This is a genomic window from Pseudomonas anuradhapurensis (assembly GCF_014269225.2).
GTDB classification, from domain to species: domain Bacteria; phylum Pseudomonadota; class Gammaproteobacteria; order Pseudomonadales; family Pseudomonadaceae; genus Aquipseudomonas; species Aquipseudomonas anuradhapurensis.
Map to the genome: position 1 here is coordinate 4,097,437 of NZ_CP077097.1, position 25,660 is coordinate 4,123,096.

Consider the following 25,660-nt stretch of genomic DNA (forward strand, 5'->3'; position numbering starts at 1 on the left):
CCAGCGATGACCCGGCAACTAATCAAAACGCCGTGGATCTGTAAAGGAACACCCCCAACGGAGCGGAGCGGCCATGAGCGATGCGCAAAGCGAGAAAACCCCGGGCCTGTCGGCGGATGAGGAACAGGAAGTCAGCTTGAACCAACCGCCCCGCGCGGCGGTACTGCACGAGATCATTCGCTACCAGGGCGACCAGGAGCTGGAGCGGACCCTCGCTGCACTGTGGTGGTCGGCCCTGGCTGCCGGTTTGTCCATGGGCCTCTCACTCATGGCCATGGGCCTGTTCTACGCCCGCCTCCCTCAAGGCGAAAGTGCCCAGGTGGTCGCCAGCATCGGCTACAGTGCCGGCTTTCTTGCCGTGATCCTGGCGCGTCAGCAGCTGTTCACGGAAAACACCCTGACCGCCGTATTGCCGGTCATGACCTCTCCCACCCTGGCCAATTTCGGGCGCCTGCTGCGGCTGTGGTGCGTGGTACTGCTTGGCAACCTGGCCGGCACCCTGCTGGTGGCCTGGGTCATGCTGGAGCTGCCGATCTTCGACGCCAAGACCGACGTAGCCTTCCTCGAGGTGGGGCGCAAGGTCATGCACAACGATATCAGCCAGATGTTCGCCAAAGGCATCGTGTCCGGCTGGATGATCGCCACCATGGTGTGGATGATTCCGTCGATGGAGCACGCCAAGATCTGGATCATCCTGATGATCACCTACCTGATGGCCCTGGGCGACTTCACCCATATCGTGGTCGGCTCGGTCGAAGTGTCCTACCTGGTGTGGGCCGGCGATGAAACCTGGCGCAGTTTCTGGCTGGAGTTCGCCCTGCCGACACTGGCCGGCAACATCATCGGCGGCAGCTTCATCTTCGGCTTGATCAGCCATGCGCAGGTGCGCAGTGACAGCGGCAAGCCCCCCTCGCGCTTGCTGAAAGGCAACCCGGCAGGCGGGCGTCGCCGCAACGACGGCCAAACGTAAGCCCAAGAACGCCGGCTCGCCCGGCGCCCTGCATTTTTGTCGGCGGCCGGGCTGCCACGCTCAAGCTGGCCTATCCTGATTGAACCTCCTTCCTGAATGCTTGGCGGGAGGTTTCCTGAAGGAGCCGCTCGCGCATGGCCAGGACCGCCAACCTTGCACCCGCCAGCCCCACACCGCGCTTCCAGGTGCGCCGCCTCATCGCCGGCTTCAGCGCTGTTTTCGGCTTGGCCTGCCTGGTTATCGTCGGCGCACTGTTCAATATCGCCGGCACGCTTGACCAGCAGGAGCGCCAGCGCAGTGCCATGCAGGCGAACCAGGCGCTGGAACAACGCCTTCTCGCCTCGCGCCAGTTCCTGTCCGCCTACGCGGTATGGGATGCCGCCTACGAGCACCTGGCAGGGCAGACCGACTGGAAATGGGCCTATGAAGAAAAGAACGTGGGTGAGTCGTTGTACAGCGCCAGCGGCTACGAAGGGGTATTCGTGGTGGATGACACGCGTACCACCTACGGTTTGTTCAAAGGCCAGCCTACCCAGGCGGCGGCCAGTACCTATATAGAGGAAGCGCTGCAGCCGATCATCGACCAGGCCCGTGCGGCGGCCATACCCCGTGAACAAATCAGCCGTTTCGTCCTGTTCAATGGTTGGCCGGCGGTACTCAGTGCCGCGGCAGTGCGCCCGGACCGGGAGGTCAGCGAGAACGAGGTGAGCCAGGCGCCGGTGATGCTGTTTGTCGATCAGCTCACCAAGGACAAGCTGGCACGGCTGGGCACCGGTGTCGGCCTGAACAACCTGCACGTGGAAAAGGACGACGTCGGGGAGCACGAGCATCTGCACATCGACCTCGGCAACACCGGCTTCCACCTGTCCTGGAACAACCCGATGCCGGGGCGCCAGCTGTTGCAGGCGGTAATGCCGCCGCTGGCAGGTGCCTTGCTGATTCTCGGCCTGGCCATGCTGTACCTGTTCCGCCATGCCTTGCGCAGTTCGCGGGCGATCGACCTCACGCTCGCCCGCCTGCAGCAGAGCAACCAGGCCCTGGAGGCTAGCGAACAGCGCTTTCGCGCAGTAGCCGAGTCGGCATCCGACTGGATCTGGGAAACTGACCGACAGCAACGCCTGAGCTATCTGTCGCAACGCTTCACCAAGGTCACCGGCTACCCGGTGGGCGACTGGCTCGGCCAGCCGCTTAACCAATTGCTGGCCTGCGATACCACCCCCCTCTCGCCGTGGCTGGATGCCCTGGCCATGGCCGATCCGCAACAACTGGCCAACCTGCGCTGCACCTACCGCGACCAGAATGGCCAGAACCGCTATTGCCGGATTTCGGCCCGTGCCATCTGGTACGACGGCAAACCCGTCGGTTATCGCGGCACCGCCAGCGACATCACCGATGAAGTCGATGCGCACGCCCGCATCCAGCACCTGTCGCTGCACGACCCGCTGACCGGGCTGGCCAACCGCAACAAGCTCGCCCGGCACCTGGAGCAGGCGCTGCTGCGCGGCAGTGACTCGCCGCCGATGACCTTGCTGCTGCTGGACCTCGACGACTTCAAACCGATCAACGACACCCTCGGCCATACCGCCGGCGACGCCGTGCTGCTGGAAGTGGCTACGCGCCTGCGCGACAGCACGCGTGATGGCGACCTGGTCGCACGCCTGGGCGGCGACGAATTCATCCTGGTGCTCAGCGGCATGGACAACCGCAGCGAAATCGACAGTTTCTGTGCGCGCCTGATCGCCCTGCTGCAGCAGCCCATCGTGTTCGACAGCCAGCCCCTGCACGTCGGCGCCAGCATCGGCGTAGCCCAGACCCGCACCCAAGGCTACGATGCCGGCGAGCTGATCCGCTGCGCCGACATCGCGCTGTACCAGGCCAAGGCCGATGGCAAGAATACCTGGCGCTATTTCGCTGTCGAGATGAACCAGCAGATCCAGTACCGCCGCCAGCTGGAGAACGACATGCGCCGGGCCCTGCGCAACCAGGAGTTCGTATTGCATTACCAGCCGCGCTACCGCCTCAACGACCTGCGCATCGTCGCCGTCGAAGCCTTGCTGCGCTGGCAGCACCCACAAGAAGGGCTGCTCGGGCCGGATACCTTCATCCCGCTGGCCGAACACAGCGACATCATCGTCGCGCTGGGCCGCTGGGTGCTGCGCGAAGCCTGCCGCACCGCCCTGCACTGGCCTGCCGACGTGCTGGTTTCGGTAAACCTGTCACCGGCCCAGTTCCTGCGCAGCGATGTGGTGGCGGACGTGCGCGAGATCCTGCTGGACACTGCATTCCCTGCCCAGCGCCTGGAGCTGGAAATCACCGAAAATGTGATGCTCAACGATATCGAAGGCGCGCTGGGCACCATGCTGGCACTCAAGGAACTGGGTGTGCGCCTGAACATGGACGACTTCGGCACCGGTTATTCGTCACTGGGCTACCTGCGCACCTACCCGTTCGACAGCATCAAGATCGACAAACGCTTCATCGGCGGCCTCGGCAGCGGTGGCGGCAGCGACCGCGCCGTGGTCCAGGCCATCATCAGCCTGGGCAAGGCGCTGGGGCTGACGGTGACGGCAGAAGGGGTAGAGAGCGAGCAGCAGCTCGAGATGCTGGAGAAGGACCTCTGCCATGAAGTGCAAGGTTATTATCTCAGCCGGCCACTGGACAGTACGGGGCTCGAGGCGTTGTGGCAGCAAGCCGCCGAACGCTCGGCCCCGTACCTGTAGCGTCAGCATGGCTGCTGCAGGCTGCGTGCGGCGATGATTTCCGGCAGATCGTGACGACGCATGTAGGCACGCAGCGGCTCACCGATGTTCAAGCGCTCATCGACGTGCTGTTCCAGCAACAACGCCAACCGTTCGCGGCACAGCACCATGCGCTGCCCCTGCTCGGGCCGCCAGACAAACTCGCTGCAAGGTGTGATGCTGGCATCGGCCACGTCCATGCCGAACGCGTCCTCGGAAAAGCGCACGATGTGCACGCCGCGCTTGCCATTGAAACCGACAAAGCCCTTGAGCTGCTCGGCAGCGTTGCAGATGTCCTGAGAAGTGATGGCCATGACGTAACCTCGCAAAGAAATCGGAAGATACGCACGCCAGGCGGAAGGTCGCCTCTGCGGGCAACTCATGGGCGAAGCCTAACGCAAGCCGCGGCACGGATGCCACGCTTTTCACCGCTCAGTTGCCGCCGTCGACCTGTGAGCGCAGGACCTCGCCCAGCCATTGCATGAACGCCTGTACCCGGCGCGGCACGTGCCGTTGCCGGACATACAGCAGTGACACCGGCATGGCCGGCGCCTGCCAGTCCGGCAGCACGGCAACCAACTCGCCGCGCCGCAGGTGCTCGGTCACGGCCACCGCCGGCACCTGGATCAGCCCCAGCCCGGCCAGGCAAGCAGCCGAATACGCCTCGGCATTGTTGACCGTGACCACACCGGCCATGGCCTGGTAGCGCACTTCATTGCTGTGCACGTATTCGAACCCGGCGCTGCGCCCGCCCAGGGTGCGCACATAGTGCACCAACTGGTGCCCGGCCAGGTCCTGCAACGTGCGAGGCACACCGTAGCGAGCCAGGTAGGTTGGGCTGGCACAATTGCACATGCTCAGTTGCCCGACCGGCCGCGCCGCTACATCCAGGTCATGCAGGGCACCGATGCGCATCACGCAATCGAAGCCTTCGCGCAACAGGTCGACCTGGCGATCGGTGCAACTCAGCTCCACTTCCAGGCGTGGAAAGCGCTGCAGGAACTGCGGCAGCAGCGGGATGATCAACCGACGGGCCATCATCGTCGGCAGGTCGATACGCAGGCGCCCGGCCAGCTCGGCATCGTCGGCCCGGAACAGGCTTTCGATCTCGTCCATGCCCGACAGCAGGTCCTTGCTGCGCTCATACAGCAACACGCCGTCCTGGGTTGCCCGCACCCGGCGGGTGGTGCGGTTGAACAGCTGCGTACCGAGCATGCGCTCCAGCGCCCTCACCTGCTCCGACACGGTCGAACGTGGCAGCCCCAGGCTTTCTGCCGCCAAGGTGAAACTGCTGACTTCACTGACTCGCACAAAGGTGCGCAACAACTCCAGCTTGTTCACTCAGGCCTCCTGCTATCCGGTTTTACCGAACAGTATTTCCATTTTCGCTGGATTTAACAGTACCTGGCTGACCAATAACCTGTCCTCATCCACCCACCATGAGGTATTCACCATGACTCGCAAGATTGCCCTCATCACTGGCGCCAGCCGCGGCCTTGGCCGCAACGCCGCCGAACACCTGGCTGCACGCGGTATCGATGTGATCGGCACCTACCACAGCAAGGCGGACGAAGCCCAGGGCGTGGCCGCCCGCCTGGAACAAGCCGGGGTCAAGGCCGCCATGTTGCCGCTGGACGTTGGCGACAGCGGCAGTTTCGCCGGCTTCGCCGAGCGCCTGGCAACCACCCTGCAACAGCAGTTTGGCCGCGAGCGTTTCGACTTTCTGGTGAACAATGCCGGGATCGGGCTGAACGTGCCGTATACCGAGACCAGCGAGGCGCAGTTCGACCAATTGCTGAACATCCAGTTGAAAGGGCCGTTCTTCCTTACCCAACGGCTGTTGCCGCTGTTGGTGGACAATGGCCGCATCGTCAATATCTCCACCGGCCTGGCGCGCTTCGCCCTGCCAGGGTATGCCGCCTATGCCGCGATGAAGGGCGCGATGGAAGTGCTGACCCGCTACCAGGCCAAGGAACTCGGCACGCGCGGCATTCGGGTGAACATTCTGGCGCCGGGGGCGATCGAGACCGATTTCGGCGGCGGTGTGGTAAGGGATAACCGCCAGGTGAATGAATACATCGCCGGCAACACGGCATTGGGGCGGGTGGGACTGCCGGATGATATCGGCGCGGCGATTGCGCTGTTGCTCGAAGACGGCAATGGCTGGATCACCGGGCAGCGGCTGGAGGTGTCGGGCGGGATGTTTCTCTGAACCGCGAATTTCCGGGCCGCGTTGCGGCCCATCTCGACACCAGGCCGCTCACAGCAATACAAACCGCTGCGCAACGGCCTTGGCAGCTACTTCAAGTCCTCATGCACCTGCACACTCGCCGTCATCCCCGCACTCAGGGCCACCCCCTCCGGCACCTGGTCCAGACGAATGCGTACCGGGATGCGCTGCGCCAGGCGCACCCAGTTGAAGGTCGGTTCCACCTCCGGCAGCAACTGGCTGTCCGGGTTGCTGTTGCGATCGGTGATGCCGCGGCTGATACTCTCCACGTGCCCTTGCATCGGCTCGCCTGCGCCCATCAGCCAGACTTTCACCGTGTCCCCCACGCGGATGCGCGGCAGCTTGGTTTCCTCGAAATAGGCCTGGATATAGAAGGTCGCATCATCCACCAGCGCCATCACCGATTCCCCGGCGTTGACATAGTTGCCTTCGGCCAACCGCAGGTTGGTGATATGCCCGCTGCGAGGTGCTCGTACCTCACTACGTGCCAGGTTGATCCTGGCAATCTGCAACTGCGCCTCGGCCTCGTGCAATTGGCCACGCGCTATGGCCGCATTGATCTGGGCGTTTTCACGCAGCTCGGCACTGATCGCTTCTGGCCCAAGGGCGGTACGCCGCGCCGCTTCACGCTCGCGCAGGCGCAGCTGCTGGGCGCGGGTTTCGGTCACGGCGCTGGCTTGGTCGAACGCCGCCTGGAAGCGCTCGCGGTCGATGCTCATCAACAGGTCGCCCGCCTTGACCTGTTGGTTGTCACGAACCTTCAGCTCTCGCACCCAGCCCGATACGTCGGGGGCAATCACCACCACGTCGGCGCGCACGCGGGCATCGCGCGTCCAGGGGGTGAGCATGTAGTACTGCCACAGCTGGTAGCCGGCGAACACGGCCAGGGCCACCACACACAAGGTCACCAGAATACGTACGGCCGCACGCATCGAAACACTCCTTTATAAGGGCCCCAGCAGTCGCACCACCAGGAACAACACACAAACGAACAGTGCCGCGTCGAACAGCGCTTCATGCCAGATCCAGCGCCCCAACGGCGTGGCCTGCACCACCAGGCGCAACACGCCGGTAAGCACCAGCGCCAGCAACACATAGACCAGGAACGGGCTGAACAGCACACCGCCCATTTCCCATTCACGCAACCCCATGGGCTTCCTCCTGCCAGCGGCACCACTTGGCCCAGCTTTTCTGTAATTGCAACACCGCCCCTTCGGCCAAGCGCAGCGGGTCGCTCGACGGCTGCCGGCGCAAGGCCGCTATGAACGCTTCGCTGCTGGCATCCAGGTACTGGCCACGCCCAGGCGCCGGCCCCTTGGCCAGCACCGTCTCCAGCTGCTGGAGGTATTCGCGCTCGGCCTGGCCCAGCGGTGCCTGGGCCACTGCCAGGCACATGCGCAGGTGTACCAGTTCATCACCGATATCCAGCCCGTGCAGGCCGTCATCCCAGCGCTTGCGCTCATTGTCGGGCAGTTCACTGGCATGCCGCGCCAGCTGCATCAGGCGGTCGGCCATACGCCCGCCGAACCAGGTGTCGGCCCCGCGCAGGTCACGCCGGGTCAGGCGCACCAGGTCGCTCTGGGTCGCCGCGCGCAGGCGCCGGCCCAGCCAGGCCGGGTGACGGAACACCAGCAAGCGGAAGGCCATCACCGCTGCCGACACCCCCACCAGCATGGCCAAGGCACTGTTGAGCAGGGTGGCCACGCCAAACTGCATGGCGTTGAGCGGCGACACCAGCACGATGAAGTGCAGGCAATACGAGGTGGCCGTGGCCCCGGTGCGTGGGTGCGCCATGCCCAGTGCCCCCAGAAACAGCGGCACGCCCATGCCCAGGCAGAGCATGGCGAAGCTGCTCCATTGCGGCAGCAGTATCTGCCCGACCAGAAACGCGGTGGGTACCGCCAGGAAGATCCCCCGCAAGAAGCTCAGACCGATCTGGGCGCCGTTCTCACGGCTGGCGAACAGGCTGCACACCACACAGGTCAGCACCAGCCCACCCGGTGCCGACGGCCACGCCGTGGCCAACCAGAAGCCGCTCATCACCAGAAAGGCCAACGCACTGCGTGAGCCGAACAACAGGGCAAGCGACCAGTCACGATGCACCGCCAGGCCTTGCGACACATCCTTCGGCGCCCTGCCCGCCTCCACGTCCTCCAGCGCCTGGCCGGCGGCCATGGCGTAATCCAGCAGCAAGGCCATGCGCGCCAGGCAGAAATGTTCCGCCGAACTGATCTGCTCCGCGTGCGCGGCATCCCAGATGCGCTGGCGCAGCAACAGCAGGCTGGGCGGGTCGGGCTTGCCCAGCAACGCGCGCACCTGCTCCAGCCAAGGCGCCAGGTGTTCGGTCTCGTGTTGGTCAAGTTGTCGCCATTGGCGGCGCACCGAGCGGGAAATCCGCAGCAGTACCATCAGCTTCTGGCTCAGGCCACGAATGGCGCGGGCACGTTGGCGCCCGCGGTTGCCTTCGAACCAGGCGTGTTCGCGCTGGCTATCGATGGCCACGATACGCCCCAGGCTCTCCAGCAGGCCTTTGCGCGCCTCGTCTTCGCCACCCAGCATGGCACTGGCCGCCTGCAGGCCGTTCTGCCAGGCCTGGCGGGCCTGCCCGCCCAGTTGCTGTTCGACGCGCATGGGCCACAGCAGCGCACTGCTGGCGGTGGCACAGAAGATCCCCAGGCAGATCTCGGTGCAGCGTGCGACGGCCTGGTCGAACACCTGCAGCGGATGGTCGATGGCCGGCAAGGCGATGATCGCGGCGGTGTAGCCGGCCAGCACGAAGGCATAGGCCCAGGCGCTGCGCAATTGGGTGGAAGCGGCAGTGCACAGGGCCAGCCACAGGGCCAGGGTAAGCAGGAACAGGCCGGGGGCCTGGGCGAACAGGCCGATGAACAGCACCGACATGAGCGTGCCGACCAGCGTCCCGGCCAGCCGCGCCAGGCCCTTCTGCACCACCATGCCGGACAGCGGCTGGGCAACGATGAAAGCCGTCATCAACGCCCAGGCCGGTTGCTCCAGGCCCCAGCGCATCGCCAGCCACAGGGCCAGGCCGCCACCGAGCAGGGTCTTGATGGCGAACTTGACGGCGAGACTGCTGGGGGCGAACAGGGCCTGGAGGGTGATAGGCACGAGGCGGACCTTGCGGGGATGACTTGTTCAAAGATAGACAATGGCAGGAAGAATAAAGCGAAACCTATTAATTAGCTAGCTAATCATCTTGATAGCGGCGAGCATTCCTGCTCCGGCGTTTTCGCGGGCAGCCCCGCTGCCACTCGAACCGCGCCCAGCGCGACACAAAATCGCCGGCAAAAAAAATGGGCGACCGAAGTCGCCCCAAATGCCTTGCGTGCTCGTGTACCCGAAAGGTCAGCGCGGCTTGCGCTTGTGCGAGTCCTTCCAGATGAAAATGCCCAGACCGGCAAAGAATGCAAACATCAACCCGACCGTTACCACCCCGGCGATAACCACATTGTCGAAGAACATGCTGGCCTCCCCATTCGTTTGCCGTTGTCCGATGGGTGCACGTTAACCAATGTCAGGGGCGGGAAAATTGATCGGGGTCAATGGTGCCCGGGGCCGGGCACGCGAGGCGGGTGCAGGGTTGACCTGCGTCAAGTTTCAGCGCTTCTTCGGCTTGCCCTTGGGCTTCTTTTTCTTGCCGGTATTCAGCGGCAGCGCCTGTTCGAATGCGTTGCGCATTTCGTTCAGGCGCTTTTCCTTGAGGTCGTGGGCGCGCTTGGCGCGTTCGGCATCGAAATCGATGAGGTTGTCTTGGCTCATGGGTGGGCTCGACGATCAACTGAGACTTGCATGATGAAGCCAGGCGCTGGCGCTGACCAGCCCCACCTCAGACTTCGATGTCCACCAGCAACCCTTGGCGTGCGTGCTCGCCCAACAGCGGCGCCACCGGGACGGTGTTGTCGGCGTTGACCTCATCACCCGGCATCGCGCTGTAGCGCTCGTCGTCGTCCTTGCGCCGGCGTTGCTGGCGGCGTTGCTCGTCGCGCAGCAGCAGCGCCTGCTCCTGCGGGTCACGCTGGCGCTTGAGGTCGATGGCAGTTTCACTGGATGCCGGCTGCGTCGGTACCACCGGCTTGATGTCGGGGGTCGGCTTGACCGGATCCTGTTGTGAAGTCACCGGTGCGGCACTGAGCGGAATGAGCGGTGGCAACATGAAGGTTCTCCTATGCCCTCTGTATCGGCAGGTGCAGATTTACCTGAAGGCATGGTCAAGCTTTATTCGGCTTCGTCGTCAGTATCGTCGTCGGCTGGCGGGCTGGCCTCGCTCCAGGGGCGCTTGTAAACCTGCTGCCAGACCGCGTCCATGTGCTCGCGCAGCACCTGCGGTGCGGATTTGAGCGAGGCACTGTCCTCGCGCTCACCGCCGATCGGCTCTTCACCCGCCGGGGTAATCAGCGACTGGCCGGTGATGGTGTAGCTGGCCTGCCCTTCGCGCATCTCGATGGCAATGTCATGCGGGTCGATGCCGCCGCCACAGAAGGCGTGGCTGGCAACCGTCACCTCGGCGACACCGTCCTTGTTCAGGTCACTGACGTCGCTGACGTCGTTGTAGAAATCCACATCCAGGTCCAGCCCCGGGCAAGTGGTTTCCTGCTCGATCTGCCAGCGCGCCTTGAACGCGTCGTTTTCGGCGCTGCGCCCGTACAACGTGGCCTTGAGCACCACCTTGTCCACTTCCTGTTCACTTTCCGGGTCGCTGGCCTGGCCATCGCTGCGGCTCAGTACCAGCAGGCCTTCACCGTCGCGGTCACGAAAATGCACGCTCTTGATCGGCGTCTGCACGCCCAGTACTTCGAGCTGCTCCATCGGGATGGCGGGCAAGGTGGCGAAATTCTTCTGTTCGCAGGCGGCCAGCAGCAACAGGCTGCCCACGGCGATCGAGGTGCTGATCCAGCGGTGCTTGGCAGACATGGTGATCCGGGGCCCTCTTCAGCAGCACGGTATGAGCGATGAAACGGCTAGACTGTGGCATGGCGTGAGTCGGCCTGTTGCTGCATTTTGCACACCTTTCGGTACGCACGGCACTTTGGTCCGACCGGCCGATCCGTTAACATAATCGGCTTTTTCATCGCGGGAGTTCAGGCAGTATGGCGCAGCAGTATCAACCGGGGCAACGCTGGATCAGCGACAGCGAAGCCGAGCTCGGCCTGGGTACCATCCTGGCGCAGGATGGCCGCCTGTTGACCGTGCTCTACCCGGCCACTGGCGACACCCGCCAATATTCCCTGCGCAATGCGCCGCTGACCCGCGTGCGCTTCTCGCCGGGCGACCAGATCACCCACTTCGAAGGCTGGAAGCTGACTGTGCGCGAGGTCGAGGACATCGACGGGCTGATGGTCTATCACGGCCTGGACGGGCAGAACCAGCCACGCACCCTGCCAGAAACCCAGCTGTCGAACTTCATCCAGTTCCGCCTGGCCAGCGACCGCCTGTTCGCCGGGCAGATCGACCCGCTGTCGTGGTTCAGCCTGCGCTACAACACCCTGCAGCACACCAGCAAACAGATGCAATCGGCGTTGTGGGGCCTGGGCGGCTGCCGCGCCCAACCCATCGCCCACCAGTTGCACATTGCCCGCGAAGTGGCGGACCGCAGCGCGCCGCGTGTCCTGCTGGCCGACGAAGTGGGCCTGGGCAAGACCATCGAAGCCGGCCTGGTGATCCACCGTCAGCTGTTGTCGGGCCGCGCCAGCCGCGTGCTGATCCTGGTACCGGAAAACCTCCAGCACCAGTGGCTGGTGGAAATGCGCCGGCGCTTCAACCTGCAGGTGGCGCTGTTCGACGCAGAACGCTTCATCGAAAGCGATGCCAGCAACCCGTTCGAGGATGCCCAGCTGGCGCTGGTGGCCCTGGAGTGGCTGGTCGACGACGAAAAGGCCCAGGACGCACTGTTCGCCGCCGGCTGGGACCTGATGGTAGTCGACGAAGCCCACCACCTGGTCTGGCACGAAGACCAGGTCAGTGCCGAATATGGCCTGGTCGAACAACTGGCCCAGGTGATCCCGGGCGTACTGCTGCTCACCGCCACCCCCGAACAGCTCGGCCAGGACAGCCACTTCGCCCGCCTGCGCCTGCTCGACCCCAACCGTTTCCATGACCTGGCGGCCTTCCGCGCCGAGAGCGAACACTATCGCCCGGTGGCCGAAGCCGTGCAGGAGCTGCTCGACGAAGGCCGCCTGTCTCCCAAGGCCCACGCTACCATCCAGGGCTTCCTCGGTGCCGAAGGCGAAGCCCTGCTGGCCGCCGTCAGCGACGGCGATACCCAGGCCAGCGCACGGCTGATCCGCGAGCTGCTCGACCGCCACGGCACCGGCCGCGTTCTGTTCCGCAACACCCGCGCGGCCATCCAGGGCTTCCCTGAGCGCCAGCTGCACCCCTACCCGCTGGCCACGCCCGAGCAATACCGCGAGCTGCCAGCCGGCGAGCATGCCGAGCTGTACCCGGAAGTCGCTTTCCAGGCCCAGGGCGAAGTGGCCGACGAGGAGCGCTGGTGGCGTTTCGACCCGCGCGTCGACTGGCTGATCGACACCCTGAAGATGCTCAAGCGCACCAAGGTACTGGTGATCTGCGCCCATGCCGAAACCGCGATGGACCTGGAGGACGCCCTGCGCGTGCGCTCCGGCATCCCGGCCTCGGTATTCCATGAGGGCATGAGCATCCTCGAACGCGACCGTGCCGCCGCCTACTTCGCCGATGAAGAATTCGGCGCGCAGGTGCTGATCTGCTCCGAGATCGGTAGCGAAGGCCGCAACTTCCAGTTTGCCCACCACCTGGTGATGTTCGACCTGCCGGCGCACCCGGACCTGCTTGAACAGCGCATCGGCCGCCTCGACCGGATCGGCCAGAAGCACACCATTCAGTTGCACGTCCCGTACCTGCAGGACAGCCCGCAAGAGCGCCTGTTCCAGTGGTACCACGAAGGCCTCAACGCTTTCCTCAACACCTGCCCGACCGGCAACGCCCTGCAGCACCAGTTCGGCCCGCGCCTGCTGCCGCTGCTCGAAGGGGGCGAAAGCAAGGCCTGGGAGGCACTGGTGGCCGACGCCCGCAGCGAGCGCGAACGCCTGGAAGCCGAACTGCATACCGGCCGTGACCGCCTGCTGGAACTGAACTCCGGCGGCGGCGGTGAAGGCCAGGCGCTGGCCGAGGCAATTCTCGAACAGGACGACCAGTTCGCCCTGCCGATCTACATGGAAACCCTGTTCGACGCATTCGGCATCGACAGCGAAGACCATTCGGAAAACGCCCTGATCCTCAAGCCGAGCGAGAAGATGCTCGACGCCAGCTTCCCGCTGGGTGACGACGAAGGCGTGACCATCACCTACGACCGCGGCCAGGCCCTGTCGCGCGAGGACATGCAGTTCCTCACCTGGGAACACCCGATGGTGCAAGGCGGCATGGACCTGGTGCTGTCCGGTTCGATGGGCAACACCGCCGTGGCGCTGATCAAGAACAAGGCGCTCAAGCCCGGCACCGTGCTGCTTGAGTTGCTGTTCGTCAGTGAAGTGGTGGCGCCGCGCAGCCTGCAACTGGGCCGTTACCTGCCACCGGCGGCGCTGCGCTGCCTGCTCGATGCCAACGGCAACGACCTGGCATCACGGGTGGCCTTCGAAACCCTCAACGACCAGCTCGAGAGCGTACCGCGCGCCAGCGCCAACAAGTTCGTCCAGGCCCAGCGCGACGTGCTGGCCAAGCGCATCAGCAGTGGCGAGGCCAAAGTCCTGCCGGCCCACGTCGAGCGCGTGGCCGAAGCCCAGCGCCGCCTGGCGGCGGAAGCCGACGAAGAGCTGGCCCGCCTGGTTGCACTGCAAGCGGTCAACCCGAGCGTGCGCGACAGCGAGATTGAGGCGCTGCGCAAGCAGCGTGAAGAGGGCCTGGCGATGCTGGAAAAAGCAGCCCTGCGCCTGGAAGCCATCCGCGTGCTGGTGGCAGGCTAGCCGGCCAGGCCACCCGGCGCCGCTGTGGTGTTGCAGTTGCCGCAGCGGCTGCAACACCAACAGCGGTGTGATCAACCCTTGCTGCGGTACAGTTCGACCAGGGTCGCCGGGTCTTTTTCCAGGTAGCCCTGGCTGGCATGCAAGCGCATCAGTTGTGCGGCGAGGCCACTGAGTGGCGTCGCCGCGCCTTGCTCGCGGGATAGCTTCACCGCACCATCAAGGTCCTTGAGCAGCGTACGCACATGCCATTTGATCGGCTCGAAGCGGCTTTCGGCCATTTGCGGCGCGAGGATCTGCAGCGGCCTGGAATCGGCAAAACCGCCCGCCAGTGCTTCGGCGATCAGTGTCGCATCCACCCCCGACTGTTCCGCCAGCGCCACCACTTCGGCGATTACCAGGGCATTGCAGGCCACGATCATCTGGTTGCAGGCCTTGGTTACCTGCCCTGCCCCCACCGCACCCATGTGCGTCACGCGCTGGCCAAGTACCTGCAACACCGGGCGCGCGCGCTCCAGGTCCGCCGCCGCGCCACCGACCATGATCGCCAGGGTGCCGGCTTCGGCACCCGGTGTGCCGCCTGACACCGGGGCATCCAGCCAGGCCATGCCGCACAGGGCCGCCAGCTCGGCAGCCATTTCTCGCGTCGCGGTAGGTTCCAGGCTGGAGAAATCGACCAGCAACTGGCCACGGCGCCCACCCTGGGCAATGCCTTGCTCACCGAACACCACTTCGCGCACCACGGCGGTGTCGGCCAGGCACAGCAGCAGCATGTCGCTGTCGCGGCACAGTTCGGCAGGGCTGCTGGCCAGGCGCGCGCCGGCGGCGAGGAGCGCGGCACACTTGCCCGGGCTGCGGTTCCAAACGGTCAGCGGGTAGCCTGCGGCCAGCAGGCGTCGGCACATGGGCAGGCCCATCAGACCGATGCCGGCGAATCCAAGCGAAGGTAGTGCAGTACTCATCAATGACTCCTGACTGGTCGAACATTACCCAGGCTGCCCAGGAACTTGCAGCAACGGTGGGGTATTACGCATCCCGTAAACTGTTACCGCCACGCCGAATTGTTACTTCCCTCCACTCGCCCTGAGCGCCACCAAGCACCAGAATGGAGCTGTTGCGCATTTTCGCGCACCAAAAACGATCACGCCTCGGCTGGGCGCTTCACCTGAATCACGATGAACGGTGAAACCACCACGGCCCAGATCTCTGGATCGCGGCTTTGCAGCTCTTGGGCCTGCTCGGCGGTCACCGGGCCGACAGTGCCATCACTACGCCACTTGGCGAAGATCTCGCTGCGATTCTCGGCCATTGCCTCGGCAACGGTGATCAGGTCCAGGCTCGGGTCGACCCAAATCAGGTCACCCTTGGCCCAGAAACGCTCCAACGCTTTCCACTCGATGATTGCCGTCTCGCCAAGCAATTTGGCATAGAGGGTGCTTGTGTGATCAGTCATGGGTGGTATCCGCAAAAATCGGTCAATTAAAAAGGCCGGCATTTTTGCAGAAAAACCCGGTTTCAAATATGTAATTTGGTCGATTGATCCCGAACTTGTGGGGCGGGATCGCAGATGCAGGCAGTTTGATGGCGCTTTTTTGTATCTTTGTGTCGACCAAGCGACAACCCAGGAAACAGGCACTTTTCGAACGCTTTTCAAGCGCTTGGACAGCGCTCTACACTGTACCGGTACAGTTCCGGGACATGTTCCGGGGGAAGGTGGGCTTGCGCGTTGGCATGGCCACGCCGCAAATCCCGCCCGGTCTGTAGCCCTGGCCGCCAGGACTATAAGAATTACAACAGAATGAGTGGAGCACTATGATCAAGATTTCCAAGCTGTTCGCCGCAATGGTTCTGGCCGGGGTAGCCAGCCATTCGTTTGCCGCCGATACCATCAAGATCGGGATCGCAGGCCCCAAGACCGGCCCTGTGACCCAGTACGGCGACATGCAGTTCATCGGCGCCAAGCAAGCCATCAAGGATATCAACGCCAAGGGCGGCGTCGATGGCAAGATGCTCGAAGCCAAGGAATACGACGACGCCTGCGACCCTAAACAGGCCGTGGCAGTCGCCAACAAGGTGGTCAACGACGGCGTCAAGTTCGTCATCGGCCACCTGTGCTCCAGCTCCACCCAACCAGCGTCCGACATCTACGAAGACGAAGGCGTGATCATGATCACCCCGGCCGCCACCTCGCCGGAAATCACCGCCCGTGGCTACAAGCTGATCTTCCGCACCATCGGCCTGGACAGCGCCCAGGGCCCGGCCGCCGGCAACTACATCGCCGACCACGTCAAGCCGAAAGTGGTTGCGGTACTCCACGACAAGCAGCAGTACGGTGAAGGCATCGCCACCGCGGTCAAGCAGACCCTCGAGAAGAAAGGCACCAAGGTCGCCGTGTTCGAAGGCCTGAACGCCGGTGACAAGGACTTCTCCTCGATCATCCAGAAGCTCAAGCAGAACAACGTCGATTTCGTCTACTACGGCGGCTACCACCCGGAGCTGGGCCTGATCCTGCGCCAGGCTCAGGAAAAAGGCCTGAAAGCCAAGTTCATGGGCCCGGAAGGCGTGGGTAACGACTCCATCTCGCAGATCGCCCAGAACGCCTCCGAAGGCCTGCTGGTGACCCTGCCGAAGTCGTTCGACGCCGACCCTGAGAACAAGGCCATCGTCGATGCCATCAAGGCTGACGGCAAGGACCCAAGCGGCCCGTTCGTATTCCCGGCCTACTCGGCTGTCGAGCTGATCGCCCAAGGTATCAAGGCAGCCAAGTCCGAAGACACCGACAAGGTAGCCGAGGCCATCCACGCCGGCTCCTTCAAGACCCCGACCGGCACCCTGTCCTACGACGAGAAAGGCGACCTGAAAGACTTCAAGTTCGTGGTCTACGAATGGCACTTCGGCAAGCCGAAGACCGAAGTCTCCCCTCAGTAACTGCGTGACTAATAGCTGACCTAGGAGCCCACTGTGCGAGCAGTGGGCTTTGTTTTACGAGGTTCATGGGCCTGATCCCCGCGATCCGGGGGCGGGTTCACCTGAAAATCTTAAAACCGTCACCCGCGGTTTCCTGGCCGTACCCCCGCCAGCGAAATGCAAATCAGGTTTTTAGGAGCGCTGTAATGCCTGAGATCTACCATTTCTTCCAACAACTGGTTAATGGATTGACCATTGGCAGCACCTATGCCTTGATCGCCATCGGCTACACGATGGTGTACGGCATCATTGGCATGATCAACTTCGCCCACGGCGAGGTGTACATGATCGGTTCCTATGTGGCCTTCATCGCCCTGGCGGGCCTGGCCATGATGGGTATCCATTCGCTGCCGATCCTGATGACCGTTGCCTTCGTCGCGACGATCTTCGTTACCAGTGCCTATGGCTACAGCATCGAACGGGTTGCCTACCGCCCCCTGCGCAACAGCAACCGCCTGATCCCGCTGATTTCCGCCATCGGCATGTCGATCTTCCTGCAGAACACCGTCTTGCTGTCGCAAGACTCCAAGGACAAGTCCATCCCCAACCTGATCCCCGGAAGCTTCTCGTTCGGGCCGGGCGGTGCGGAAGAAGTTCTGGTTTCCTACATGCAGATCCTGGTGTTCGTGGTCACCCTGGTGGCCATGACCTGCCTCACCCTGTTCATCTCCCGTTCCCGCTTGGGCCGTGCCTGCCGCGCCTGTGCCGAGGACATCAAGATGGCCAACCTGCTGGGCATCAACACCAACAACATCATCGCCCTCACCTTCGTCATCGGTGCCGCCCTGGCGGCGGTGGCGGCCGTGCTGCTGAGCATGCAGTACGGGGTGATCAACCCCAACGCCGGTTTCCTGGTGGGCCTGAAGGCCTTCACCGCGGCGGTGCTGGGTGGCATCGGCAGCATCCCGGGCGCCATGCTCGGCGGGCTGGTGCTGGGCGTGGCCGAAGCGTTCGGTGCCGATATCTTCGGCGACCAGTACAAGGACGTGGTGGCATTCGGCTTGTTGGTTCTTGTCCTGCTATTCCGGCCGACCGGCATCCTGGGCCGCCCGGAGGTTGAAAAAGTATGAACAGAAATCTCAAACAGGCGTTCTTCAGCGCCTTGCTGGTATGGGCCGTGGCCTTCCCGGTGCTGGGCCTGAAACTGAGCATCGACGGCATCAGCCTGGCGGTGCACAGCCAAGGGTCGTTCACCATCAGTATCATCGCCGTGTGTTCGCTGCTGATGTTCCTGCGCGTGCTGTTCGACAGGCAGTGGAGCGCGGTGATGGGCCGCCGCTCGGAGCGCAAGCTGATCCCGCCAGCCGTCAGCAACTACCTGACCCTGCCGAAAACCCAGCGCTACGTGATCATGGGCCTGATCGTCGCGGCCCTGGTCTGGCCATTCTTTGGCTCGCGCGGTGCGGTGGACATCGCCACGCTGATCCTGATCTACGTGCTGCTGGGCCTGGGCCTGAACATCGTGGTCGGCCTGGCCGGCCTGCTCGACCTCGGCTACGTCGGTTTCTACGCCGTCGGTGCCTACAGCTACGCGATGCTCTCGCACTACCTGGGCTGGAGCTTCTGGGTATGCCTGCCGATCGCCGGCCTGATGGCCGCCACCTTCGGCTTCCTGCTCGGCTTCCCGGTGCTGCGCCTGCGCGGTGACTACCTGGCGATCGTGACCCTCGGCTTCGGCGAGATCATCCGCCTGTTCCTGCGCAACCTCACCGACTGGACCGGCGGCCCCAACGGCATCAGCAACATCCCCAAGCCGGAGTTCTTCGGCCTGACCTTCGAACGCCGTGCCGCCGAGGGCATGCAGACCTTCCATGAGTTCTTCGGGCTGGAATACAACTCGATCAACAAGGTCATCTTCCTCTACCTGGTGGCCCTGCTGCTGGCCCTGCTGGCGCTGTTCGTGATCAACCGCCTGCTGCGCATGCCGATCGGCCGCGCCTGGGAAGCCCTGCGCGAAGACGAGATCGCCTGCCGTGCCCTGGGCCTGAACCCGACCGTGATCAAGCTTTCGGCCTTCACCCTGGGTGCCTGCTTCGCCGGTTTCGCCGGCAGCTTCTTCGCCGCGCGCCAAGGCCTGGTGACGCCGGAGTCGTTCACCTTCATCGAGTCGGCGATCATCCTCGCCATCGTCGTGCTCGGCGGCATGGGTTCACAGCTGGGCGTGATTCTCGCGGCCATCGTGATGATCCTGCTGCCAGAGCTGATGCGTGAGTTCAGCGAATACCGGATGCTGATGTTCGGTGCGCTGATGGTGTTGATGATGATCTGGCGTCCGCAAGGCTTGCTGCCTATGCAACGACCACACATGGAGCTGCATCGATGAGCCGTGAAATTCTGCAAGTCAGCGGCCTGAGCATGCGCTTCGGCGGCTTGTTGGCGGTCAATGGCGTGGGCCTGACCGTCAAGGAAAAACAGGTGGTGGCACTGATCGGCCCGAACGGCGCCGGCAAGACCACGGTGTTCAACTGCCTGACCGGCTTCTACAAGCCCAGCGGCGGCACCATCCTGCTCGACGGCCAGCCGATCCAGGGCCTGGCCGGCCACCAGATCGCCCGCAAGGGCGTGGTGCGGACTTTCCAGAACGTGCGCCTGTTCAAGGAAATGACCGCACTGGAAAACCTGCTGATTGCCCAGCACCGTCACCTGAACACCAACTTCTTCGCCGGCCTGTTCAAGACCCCGAGCTTCCGCCGCAGTGAGAAGGAGGCCATGGAACGCGCGCAGTACTGGCTGGAAAAGGTCAACCTGACTGAATTCGCCAACCGTACCGCCGGCACCCTCGCCTACGGCCAGCAGCGTCGCCTGGAAATCGCCCGCTGCATGATGACCCAACCGCGGATCATCATGCTCGACGAGCCTGCAGCTGGCCTGAACCCCAAGGAAACCGAAGACCTCAAGGCCTTGATCGCGTACCTGCGTGAGTCTCACAACGTCACCGTGCTGCTGATCGAGCACGACATGAAGCTGGTGATGAGCATTTCCGACCACATCGTCGTGATCAACCAGGGCACCCCCCTCGCCCACGGCACCCCGGAGGAAATCCGCGACAACCCTGAAGTGATCAAAGCCTACCTGGGGGAAGCGTAAATGCTGAAGTTCGAGAACGTTTCTACCTTCTACGGCAAGATCCAGGCGCTGCACAGCGTCAACGTGGAAATCAACCAGGGCGAGATCGTCACCCTGATCGGTGCCAACGGTGCTGGCAAGTCGACCTTGCTGATGACCCTGTGCGGCTCACCGCAGGCGCATAGCGGCAGCATCAAGTACCTGGGTGAAGAACTGGTTGGCCAGCCATCCTCGCACATCATGCGCAAGAGCATCGCGGTGGTGCCGGAAGGCCGCCGTGTGTTCTCGCGCCTGACCGTCGAGGAAAACCTCGCGATGGGTGGCTTCTTCACCGACAAGGGCGATTACCAGGAGCAGCTGGACAAGGTGCTGCAGCTGTTCCCGCGCCTGAAGGAGCGTTATATCCAGCGTGGCGGCACCATGTCCGGTGGCGAGCAGCAGATGCTCGCCATTGGCCGGGCGCTGATGAGCAAGCCCAAGCTGCTGCTGCTCGACGAGCCCTCGCTGGGCCTGGCGCCGATCATCATCCAGCAGATCTTCGACATCATCGAACAATTGCGCCGTGATGGCGTGACCGTGTTCCTGGTGGAGCAGAACGCCAACCAGGCGCTGAAGATCGCTGACCGGGCCTATGTGCTGGAGAACGGCCGGGTCGTGATGCAAGGCACCGGTGAGGCACTGCTGACAGACCCGAAGGTGCGCGACGCGTATCTGGGGGGTTGATCGGGAAAAAGGGCCTTCGGACCCTTTTTTCTGCCTGCCGGATTTTGTATCGCCTGTGCCGGCCTCTTCGCGGGCTTACCCGCGAAGAGGCCGGCACAGGTTTACCAAAGGCTTGTGATCCACACCGAGCCTGAGTAACGTGGCCAGCTCTTTGGCAAAGATTCTCCGGAGCCCGCCCCATGCGCCTCACTCCCACCCTGCTACTCACCGCTCTGTTGCCCTTGTTCGGTGGTTGCCAGCTCATGGCCGACGCCCCCAGCGACCCGAACATCGGCACCACGCGCATGCAGGGCGAACTGCGTGCCGCCGGTGGCCAGCTGCTGTTCAAGCCATGCAGCGAAAGCCGCACCTTCGTGATCAACGACGTCGCCGCCACTGGCATCCTGCAAGAAGCCGCCAACCTGGCCAAGGACGCCAACGACAAACTGTTCGCCGATGTCCGCGGTCGCCTCACCGGCAGCAAGCAGGCCAGCACCGACGGCCAGCTGGAAGTACGCCAGCTGTATCGCCTGGAACCGTCCATCCGCGCCTGTGAAGACCCCAACTTCAAACAGTTGACCCTGCGTGCCAACGGCCATGAGCCGGGCTGGGACATCAAGGCCAGCGGCAAGGGCATGGTGCTCAACCGCATCGGTCAGCCCCCCCTGCCCCTGCCGTTCCTCGAAGAGCAAGTGCCCGGTGGCGGCCTGACCCTGACCAGCGAAGCCAACGGCCAGCACGTGGAACTCTGGGCCGCGCCGCAACGCTGCGTGGACAGCGCCACCGGCGCCATCTATCACCTGCGCACCGAACTGCGCATCGACGGCAACACCCTGCAGGGCTGCGGTTACTACGGCGGCGCACGCGACAACTGATCGCCGGGCACTTTTATCCTGCCAGTCGGGGTTGCGAACAGCTTATACTTGGCGGTTTGTGTAAAGCCGCCGGCCGCCCATGGCCGGGATACTGGACCCTGCCATGCTACGAATCACCGAACTGAAGCTGCCCCTGGACCATCCCGACGAAGCCCTGCGTGAAGCCATCGTCCAGCGCCTGGGCATTCGCGACGAGCAACTGCTCAGCTTCAACCTGTTCAAGCGCAGCTACGATGCGCGCAAGAAGAACAGCGAGCTGCTGTTCATCTACACCATCGACCTGGAAGCCAGCAACGAAGCCGAGCTGCTCAGCAAGTTCGCCGACGATCGCAACATTGGCCCGGCGCCCGACGTGACCTACAAGTTCGTCGGCCAGGCCCCGGCCAACCTGCAGGAACGCCCGATCGTGGTCGGCTTCGGCCCGTGCGGCATCTTCGCCGGCCTGCTGCTGGCGCAGATGGGCTTCAAGCCGATCATCCTCGAACGTGGCAAGGAAGTGCGCCAGCGCACCAAGGACACCTGGGGCCTGTGGCGCAAGAGCGTGCTCAACCCCGAGTCCAACGTGCAGTTCGGCGAAGGCGGCGCCGGGACCTTCTCCGATGGCAAGCTGTACAGCCAGATCAAGGACCCGCAACACCACGGCCGCAAAGTGCTGGAAGAGTTCGTCAAGGCCGGTGCGCCGGACGAAATCCTGTACATCAACAAGCCGCACATCGGTACCTTCCGCCTGACCGGCATGGTCGAGCAGATGCGCCAGGACATGATCGCCCTGGGCGCTGAAGTACGCTTCCAGCAGAAGGTCACCGACCTGCTGATCGACGACGGCCAACTGACCGGCGTGGTGCTGGAGAGCGGTGAGCAACTGCACTCGCGCCACGTGGTGTTGGCCCTCGGCCACAGTGCCCGCGACACCTTCCGCATGCTGCACGCCAAGGGCGTATACATGGAAGCCAAGCCGTTCTCGGTGGGCTTCCGTATCGAGCACCCGCAAACCCTGATCGACAAGGCGCGCCTGGGCAAATACGCCGGCCACCCGAAACTCGGTGCTGCCGATTACAAGCTGGTGTACCACGCCAGCAATGGCCGTTCGGTGTACAGCTTCTGCATGTGCCCAGGCGGCACCGTGGTCGCCGCCACCAGCGAACCAGGCCGGGTGGTCACCAACGGCATGAGCCAGTACTCACGCAACGAGCGCAATGCCAACTCCGGTATCGTCGTCGGCATCGACCCCGAACGCGACTACCCCGGCGGCCCGCTGGCCGGCATCGAACTGCAGGAACGCCTGGAAGCCCATGCCTATGTGATGGGCGGCAGCAACTACCAGGCCCCGGCACAACTGGTGGGTGACTTCGTCGCCGGCCGGCCCTCGACCGCGCTGGGCAGTGTCGAGCCGTCCTACAAGCCAGGCGTGACCCTGGGCGACCTGGCGCCGAGCCTGCCAGACTTCGCCATCGAGGCGATCCGCGAGGCATTGCCGGCGTTCGACCGGCAGATCAAGGGCTACAACCTGCACGATGCGGTGTTGACCGGGATCGAGACACGTACCTCGTCGCCATTGCGCATCACCCGCGGTGAGGACTTCCAGAGCCTGAACCTCAAGGGGCTGTTCCCGGCGGGTGAAGGGGCTGGGTACGCGGGCGGGATTCTGTCGGCAGGCGTCGATGGTATTCGCATTGCCGAGGCGGTGGCGCGGGATATGCTCGGCCTCTGACGGTTCATGGCCTGTGAGGGCGCTTTCGCGGGCAAAACCGCGAAAGCCGCCCTGTAGGCGCAAGAAAAATCCGAGAAAACATCAGACTTCCCTTGCCCCCTATTTCCCATTCTGCATCTAGGCTTCCTCCAGCCCAGCCCAGTAACAACATATAACAAAAAAGAATATAGTTTTTATTTTAAAGCATATCTTCACAGGCTAGGGTGTACGCCATTTCCATCCGTAACTGCCCATGGAGAGCCTATAGCCCGTGCGTAGCCTGTTAGCCCGTTTCCTCCAGCTCGAAGCCGCCAGCGGCCTGCTGCTGATCGCTGCGGCCATATTGGCCCTGGTCATCAACAATTCGCCGCTGTCATACCTGTACAGCGGCCTGCTCGACGTGCCTGTCGCCGTACAGGTCGGCGCGTTGCACATCGCCAAACCATTGCTGTTGTGGATCAACGACGGCCTGATGGCGCTGTTTTTCCTGCTGATCGGCCTGGAAGTGAAGCGCGAGGTGGTCGACGGCCACCTGTCGAAACCGTCCCAGGTAATCTTGCCTGCCACCGCTGCCGTGGGCGGCATGGTGATACCGGCACTGATCTACTGGTTCATCAACCGTGACAACCCCGCAGCCGTGGCTGGTTGGGCAATCCCCACCGCCACCGACATCGCCTTCGCCCTCGGCGTGCTGGCCCTGCTGGGCAAGCGCGTGCCGGTGTCGCTGAAACTGTTCCTGATGACCCTGGCGATCATCGACGACCTGGGCGCGATCATCGTCATTGCCCTGTTCTATTCAGGCACCTTGTCGAGCCTGTCGCTGTTGCTGGCCGCCGCCTGCCTGGTGGTACTGGTGGCGCTGAACCGGCTTGGCGTGGTCAAGCTTGGGCCTTACATGATCGTTGGCCTGATCCTGTGGGTCTGCGTGCTCAAAAGCGGCGTGCATGCCACCCTGGCTGGCGTTGCCCTGGCGCTGTGCATCCCGCTGCGTACTCGGCATGCCGAGCGCTCGCCATCGCTTGCCCTGGAACATGCCCTGCACCCGTGGGTCGCCTACGCCATCCTGCCGTTGTTCGCCTTCGCCAATGCCGGTGTATCGCTGGCAGGCATGAGTGTGGACAGCTTTACCCACCCTGTGCCACTGGGCATTGCCGTCGGGCTGCTGCTGGGCAAGACCGTGGGCGTCTTCGGCTTGACCTGGGTCGCGGTCAAACTGCGCCTGGCCGCTTTGCCTGCGGGTGCCAGCTGGGGCCAATTGCTGGGCGTGGCGATCCTCTGTGGTATCGGCTTCACCATGAGCCTGTTCGTTGGCTCACTCGCCTTTGTCCCAGGCAGCAGCGAGTTCGCCGGGATGGACCGCATGGGTATTCTCACCGGTTCGTTCCTTGCCGCCGTGTTCGGCTACGCCGTAACCGCCATGGCCAGCCGCAAGCCCAGCGCTGGTTGAGCTGACCACGGCATGAAAAAACCCCGACTGGCGTGCAGCCATGTCGGGGTTTTTTCTTGTTGCGCTACGGTCAGTGCGAGACGCGGCTGGTACCGTCGACGGTCATGATGCGTACGCGGTCGCCAACGCGGAAGATCTCGTTCTCCTGCACCGCCTGCACATAGGCGCGCATGCTGCCATCGTCCTCGCGCACGGTGATTTCCACGCCCTGGGTACGGGTCAGGCCTTCTTCGGCCGCGGAACCGGCCAGGCCACCGGCAACAGCGCCAATCACGGCAGCCACGATGCTGCCACGGCCGCCACCCACGGCGCTGCCGGCCACGCCACCGACGATGGCACCGGCGCCGCCGCCGATCGGGGTCTTGGTACCCTCGATCTTGACCGGGCGCAGGGATTCGATGGTGCCCATGCGCACGGTCTGCACGCGGCGGGCCTCATCACGGGAGTAGCTGTCACCGGTCAGGCTCGAGGCACAGCCACCCAGCAACAACGACATGGTGGTGAAGGTCGCCACCAGCAAAGCGGATTTACGCATGGGTAAAGTCTCCATAAGTCGGGTGCTCATTAGACGCTGCACGTTGACGACTGTCACGGTACAAACGCAATAAAGTTGCTTTCATTCAGCCGAGGTACAGCCTGCCTGGCTGTATCAGGCCATTTCAAGTGAGACCAAGGATAGCCATGGATTACTTCATCGTCGTGGTTGCCACCGTTGCCGGGCTGTATTTCCACGGGTGGTTGTATGTGCGCATGCGCCGCTGGATGGACCGTGACCTGGCGCTGTCGCTAGCCGGGGCGGACCCTGGCAAGCGGGCGTACATGCTGCAAAAGCTGGAACAGGCGCGGCTGGAGAAGGTGCGGCGCAAACAGTTGGCGGGGTGGCTGGAGCGCGAGGCGGCGGGGTATCCGGGGTAGTCTGATCGATTGTCGGGGCTGCTGCGCAGCCCATCGCGACACAAGGCCGCTCCTACAGGGAACTGAGCTACACCCCAGATATTGGACACCTGTTCATCATCTGGGGCGCAG

25 protein-coding genes are annotated in these 25,660 nt (G+C 63.6%); 13 read left to right on the forward strand and 12 right to left on the reverse strand.

Annotation, left to right across the window (positions count from 1 at the left end):
* Positions 1 to 73 precede the first annotated feature (73 nt).
* Both HU763_RS18770 and HU763_RS18775 read left to right on the forward strand, forming a co-directional pair.
* Positions 74 to 970, forward strand: coding sequence for a formate/nitrite transporter family protein (locus HU763_RS18770; protein WP_170031776.1), 897 nt, complete (start codon positions 74 to 76; stop codon positions 968 to 970).
* A gap of 134 nt (positions 971 to 1,104) precedes the next feature.
* The gene (locus tag HU763_RS18775) at positions 1,105 to 3,690 is read left to right on the forward strand and encodes a bifunctional diguanylate cyclase/phosphodiesterase (protein WP_217884017.1); all 2,586 of its coding nucleotides are present in this window, start codon (positions 1,105 to 1,107) and stop codon (positions 3,688 to 3,690) included.
* Between the two features lie 2 nt (positions 3,691 to 3,692).
* Here the strand turns inward: HU763_RS18775 and HU763_RS18780 are convergent, their stop codons facing one another.
* Both HU763_RS18780 and HU763_RS18785 read right to left on the reverse strand, forming a co-directional pair.
* Positions 3,693 to 4,022 (reverse strand): DUF2025 family protein, encoded by a 330-nt coding sequence (locus HU763_RS18780; protein ID WP_186690462.1) that lies wholly within the window; start codon positions 4,020 to 4,022, stop codon positions 3,693 to 3,695.
* A 118-nt stretch (positions 4,023 to 4,140) separates the two neighbouring features.
* Entirely contained in the window at positions 4,141 to 5,049 is a 909-nt protein-coding gene (locus HU763_RS18785; protein WP_186690464.1) for a LysR family transcriptional regulator, read from the reverse strand.
* 112 nt (positions 5,050 to 5,161) lie between these two features.
* On the opposite strand from HU763_RS18785, the gene HU763_RS18790 reads away from it, so the two are divergent.
* Positions 5,162 to 5,920, forward strand: a complete 759-nt coding sequence (locus tag HU763_RS18790; protein ID WP_186690466.1) for an SDR family NAD(P)-dependent oxidoreductase — start codon at positions 5,162 to 5,164, stop codon at positions 5,918 to 5,920.
* 86 nt (positions 5,921 to 6,006) lie between these two features.
* Here the strand turns inward: HU763_RS18790 and HU763_RS18795 are convergent, their stop codons facing one another.
* The 7 genes from HU763_RS18795 to HU763_RS18820 all read right to left on the reverse strand — a co-directional run bounded on the left by HU763_RS18795 (position 6,007) and on the right by HU763_RS18820 (position 10,867).
* Positions 6,007 to 6,870 carry an efflux RND transporter periplasmic adaptor subunit gene (locus HU763_RS18795; RefSeq protein WP_170031789.1) on the reverse strand — a complete coding sequence of 288 codons (864 nt, stop codon included), beginning with the start codon at positions 6,868 to 6,870 and terminating at the stop codon, positions 6,007 to 6,009.
* Between the two features lie 12 nt (positions 6,871 to 6,882).
* Complete coding sequence (locus HU763_RS18800; protein WP_170031792.1) at positions 6,883 to 7,089, reverse strand: DUF1656 domain-containing protein; 207 nt, start codon at positions 7,087 to 7,089, stop codon at positions 6,883 to 6,885.
* Positions 7,076 to 9,064: an FUSC family protein gene (locus HU763_RS18805; protein ID WP_186690468.1), complete on the reverse strand. Its 1,989-nt coding sequence runs from the start codon at positions 9,062 to 9,064 to the stop codon at positions 7,076 to 7,078. The genes HU763_RS18800 and HU763_RS18805 overlap by 14 nt, the downstream gene beginning before the upstream one ends.
* Before the next feature lie 237 nt (positions 9,065 to 9,301).
* A complete protein-coding gene (ccoM, locus tag HU763_RS24880) occupies positions 9,302 to 9,418 on the reverse strand; it encodes a cytochrome c oxidase subunit CcoM (protein WP_027918924.1) in 117 nt (38 codons plus the stop codon).
* A 135-nt stretch (positions 9,419 to 9,553) separates the two neighbouring features.
* A complete protein-coding gene (locus HU763_RS18810) occupies positions 9,554 to 9,715 on the reverse strand; it encodes a hypothetical protein (protein ID WP_170031798.1) in 162 nt (53 codons plus the stop codon).
* Between the two features lie 67 nt (positions 9,716 to 9,782).
* The gene (locus HU763_RS18815; RefSeq protein ID WP_186690470.1) at positions 9,783 to 10,109 is read right to left on the reverse strand and encodes an aspartate-semialdehyde dehydrogenase; all 327 of its coding nucleotides are present in this window, start codon (positions 10,107 to 10,109) and stop codon (positions 9,783 to 9,785) included.
* Between the two features lie 62 nt (positions 10,110 to 10,171).
* Entirely contained in the window at positions 10,172 to 10,867 is a 696-nt protein-coding gene (locus HU763_RS18820) for a M949_RS01915 family surface polysaccharide biosynthesis protein (protein WP_186690472.1), read from the reverse strand.
* A gap of 176 nt (positions 10,868 to 11,043) precedes the next feature.
* Here HU763_RS18820 and rapA point away from each other — a divergent pair, with 176 nt between their 5' ends.
* Positions 11,044 to 13,890 carry an RNA polymerase-associated protein RapA gene (rapA, locus tag HU763_RS18825; protein ID WP_186690474.1) on the forward strand — a complete coding sequence of 949 codons (2,847 nt, stop codon included), beginning with the start codon at positions 11,044 to 11,046 and terminating at the stop codon, positions 13,888 to 13,890.
* A 71-nt stretch (positions 13,891 to 13,961) separates the two neighbouring features.
* Here the strand turns inward: rapA and HU763_RS18830 are convergent, their stop codons facing one another.
* Positions 13,962 to 14,849 (reverse strand): NAD(P)-dependent oxidoreductase, encoded by an 888-nt coding sequence (locus HU763_RS18830; protein WP_170031810.1) that lies wholly within the window; start codon positions 14,847 to 14,849, stop codon positions 13,962 to 13,964.
* Positions 14,850 to 15,028: 179 nt separating this feature from the next.
* Positions 15,029 to 15,340, reverse strand: coding sequence for a DUF2288 domain-containing protein (locus HU763_RS18835; RefSeq protein WP_170031813.1), 312 nt, complete (start codon positions 15,338 to 15,340; stop codon positions 15,029 to 15,031).
* A gap of 359 nt (positions 15,341 to 15,699) precedes the next feature.
* On the opposite strand from HU763_RS18835, the gene HU763_RS18840 reads away from it, so the two are divergent.
* The 8 genes from HU763_RS18840 to nhaA all read left to right on the forward strand — a co-directional run bounded on the left by HU763_RS18840 (position 15,700) and on the right by nhaA (position 24,634).
* Complete coding sequence (locus HU763_RS18840) at positions 15,700 to 16,815, forward strand: branched-chain amino acid ABC transporter substrate-binding protein (RefSeq protein ID WP_186690476.1); 1,116 nt, start codon at positions 15,700 to 15,702, stop codon at positions 16,813 to 16,815.
* Between the two features lie 185 nt (positions 16,816 to 17,000).
* Positions 17,001 to 17,924 carry a high-affinity branched-chain amino acid ABC transporter permease LivH gene (gene livH, locus HU763_RS18845; protein ID WP_023379080.1) on the forward strand — a complete coding sequence of 308 codons (924 nt, stop codon included), beginning with the start codon at positions 17,001 to 17,003 and terminating at the stop codon, positions 17,922 to 17,924.
* Positions 17,921 to 19,177: a high-affinity branched-chain amino acid ABC transporter permease LivM gene (locus tag HU763_RS18850; RefSeq protein ID WP_186690477.1), complete on the forward strand. Its 1,257-nt coding sequence runs from the start codon at positions 17,921 to 17,923 to the stop codon at positions 19,175 to 19,177. Before livH ends, HU763_RS18850 begins: the two co-directional genes overlap by 4 nt.
* Positions 19,174 to 19,941 carry a high-affinity branched-chain amino acid ABC transporter ATP-binding protein LivG gene (livG, locus tag HU763_RS18855; protein WP_114169627.1) on the forward strand — a complete coding sequence of 256 codons (768 nt, stop codon included), beginning with the start codon at positions 19,174 to 19,176 and terminating at the stop codon, positions 19,939 to 19,941. Before HU763_RS18850 ends, livG begins: the two co-directional genes overlap by 4 nt.
* On the forward strand, positions 19,942 to 20,643 hold the full coding sequence (locus HU763_RS18860; protein ID WP_013973921.1) for an ABC transporter ATP-binding protein: 702 nt from the start codon (positions 19,942 to 19,944) through the stop codon (positions 20,641 to 20,643).
* A gap of 179 nt (positions 20,644 to 20,822) precedes the next feature.
* Positions 20,823 to 21,497, forward strand: a complete 675-nt coding sequence (locus tag HU763_RS18865) for a COG3650 family protein (RefSeq protein WP_186690479.1) — start codon at positions 20,823 to 20,825, stop codon at positions 21,495 to 21,497.
* A 103-nt stretch (positions 21,498 to 21,600) separates the two neighbouring features.
* Positions 21,601 to 23,208, forward strand: a complete 1,608-nt coding sequence (locus HU763_RS18870) for an NAD(P)/FAD-dependent oxidoreductase (RefSeq protein WP_170031825.1) — start codon at positions 21,601 to 21,603, stop codon at positions 23,206 to 23,208.
* Positions 23,209 to 23,458: 250 nt separating this feature from the next.
* The gene (gene nhaA, locus HU763_RS18875; RefSeq protein ID WP_186690480.1) at positions 23,459 to 24,634 is read left to right on the forward strand and encodes a Na+/H+ antiporter NhaA; all 1,176 of its coding nucleotides are present in this window, start codon (positions 23,459 to 23,461) and stop codon (positions 24,632 to 24,634) included.
* Between the two features lie 70 nt (positions 24,635 to 24,704).
* Here nhaA and HU763_RS18880 read toward each other — a convergent pair whose 3' ends face one another.
* On the reverse strand, positions 24,705 to 25,169 hold the full coding sequence (locus tag HU763_RS18880) for an outer membrane lipoprotein (protein WP_009684613.1): 465 nt from the start codon (positions 25,167 to 25,169) through the stop codon (positions 24,705 to 24,707).
* 146 nt (positions 25,170 to 25,315) lie between these two features.
* Between HU763_RS18880 and HU763_RS18885 the strand changes: the two genes are divergently transcribed.
* Positions 25,316 to 25,549, forward strand: coding sequence for a hypothetical protein (locus HU763_RS18885; RefSeq protein WP_170031831.1), 234 nt, complete (start codon positions 25,316 to 25,318; stop codon positions 25,547 to 25,549).
* Positions 25,550 to 25,660: the final 111 nt, after the last annotated feature.

Excerpts from the sequence above, each read along its gene's own strand:
- HU763_RS18780 (WP_186690462.1), bottom strand. The coding sequence starts at position 4,022 with ATGGCCATCACTTCTCAGGACATCTGCAACGCTGCCGAGCAGCTCAAG.
- HU763_RS18865 (WP_186690479.1), top strand. The coding sequence starts at position 20,823 with ATGCGCCTCACTCCCACCCTGCTACTCACCGCTCTGTTGCCCTTGTTC.
- HU763_RS18885 (WP_170031831.1), top strand. The coding sequence starts at position 25,316 with ATGGATTACTTCATCGTCGTGGTTGCCACCGTTGCCGGGCTGTATTTC.
- HU763_RS18800 (WP_170031792.1), bottom strand. The coding sequence starts at position 7,089 with ATGGGGTTGCGTGAATGGGAAATGGGCGGTGTGCTGTTCAGCCCGTTC.
- HU763_RS18815 (WP_186690470.1), bottom strand. The coding sequence starts at position 10,109 with ATGTTGCCACCGCTCATTCCGCTCAGTGCCGCACCGGTGACTTCACAA.
- rapA (WP_186690474.1), top strand. The coding sequence starts at position 11,044 with ATGGCGCAGCAGTATCAACCGGGGCAACGCTGGATCAGCGACAGCGAA.
- HU763_RS18830 (WP_170031810.1), bottom strand. The coding sequence starts at position 14,849 with ATGAGTACTGCACTACCTTCGCTTGGATTCGCCGGCATCGGTCTGATG.
- HU763_RS18795 (WP_170031789.1), bottom strand. The coding sequence starts at position 6,870 with ATGCGTGCGGCCGTACGTATTCTGGTGACCTTGTGTGTGGTGGCCCTG.
- HU763_RS18775 (WP_217884017.1), top strand. The coding sequence starts at position 1,105 with ATGGCCAGGACCGCCAACCTTGCACCCGCCAGCCCCACACCGCGCTTC.
- HU763_RS18810 (WP_170031798.1), bottom strand. The coding sequence starts at position 9,715 with ATGAGCCAAGACAACCTCATCGATTTCGATGCCGAACGCGCCAAGCGC.
- HU763_RS18880 (WP_009684613.1), bottom strand. The coding sequence starts at position 25,169 with ATGCGTAAATCCGCTTTGCTGGTGGCGACCTTCACCACCATGTCGTTG.
- HU763_RS18850 (WP_186690477.1), top strand. The coding sequence starts at position 17,921 with ATGAACAGAAATCTCAAACAGGCGTTCTTCAGCGCCTTGCTGGTATGG.
- HU763_RS18835 (WP_170031813.1), bottom strand. The coding sequence starts at position 15,340 with ATGACTGATCACACAAGCACCCTCTATGCCAAATTGCTTGGCGAGACG.
- ccoM (WP_027918924.1), bottom strand. The coding sequence starts at position 9,418 with ATGTTCTTCGACAATGTGGTTATCGCCGGGGTGGTAACGGTCGGGTTG.
- HU763_RS18820 (WP_186690472.1), bottom strand. The coding sequence starts at position 10,867 with ATGTCTGCCAAGCACCGCTGGATCAGCACCTCGATCGCCGTGGGCAGC.
- livH (WP_023379080.1), top strand. The coding sequence starts at position 17,001 with ATGCCTGAGATCTACCATTTCTTCCAACAACTGGTTAATGGATTGACC.
- HU763_RS18770 (WP_170031776.1), top strand. The coding sequence starts at position 74 with ATGAGCGATGCGCAAAGCGAGAAAACCCCGGGCCTGTCGGCGGATGAG.
- livG (WP_114169627.1), top strand. The coding sequence starts at position 19,174 with ATGAGCCGTGAAATTCTGCAAGTCAGCGGCCTGAGCATGCGCTTCGGC.
- HU763_RS18870 (WP_170031825.1), top strand. The coding sequence starts at position 21,601 with ATGCTACGAATCACCGAACTGAAGCTGCCCCTGGACCATCCCGACGAA.
- HU763_RS18860 (WP_013973921.1), top strand. The coding sequence starts at position 19,942 with ATGCTGAAGTTCGAGAACGTTTCTACCTTCTACGGCAAGATCCAGGCG.
- HU763_RS18840 (WP_186690476.1), top strand. The coding sequence starts at position 15,700 with ATGATCAAGATTTCCAAGCTGTTCGCCGCAATGGTTCTGGCCGGGGTA.
- HU763_RS18790 (WP_186690466.1), top strand. The coding sequence starts at position 5,162 with ATGACTCGCAAGATTGCCCTCATCACTGGCGCCAGCCGCGGCCTTGGC.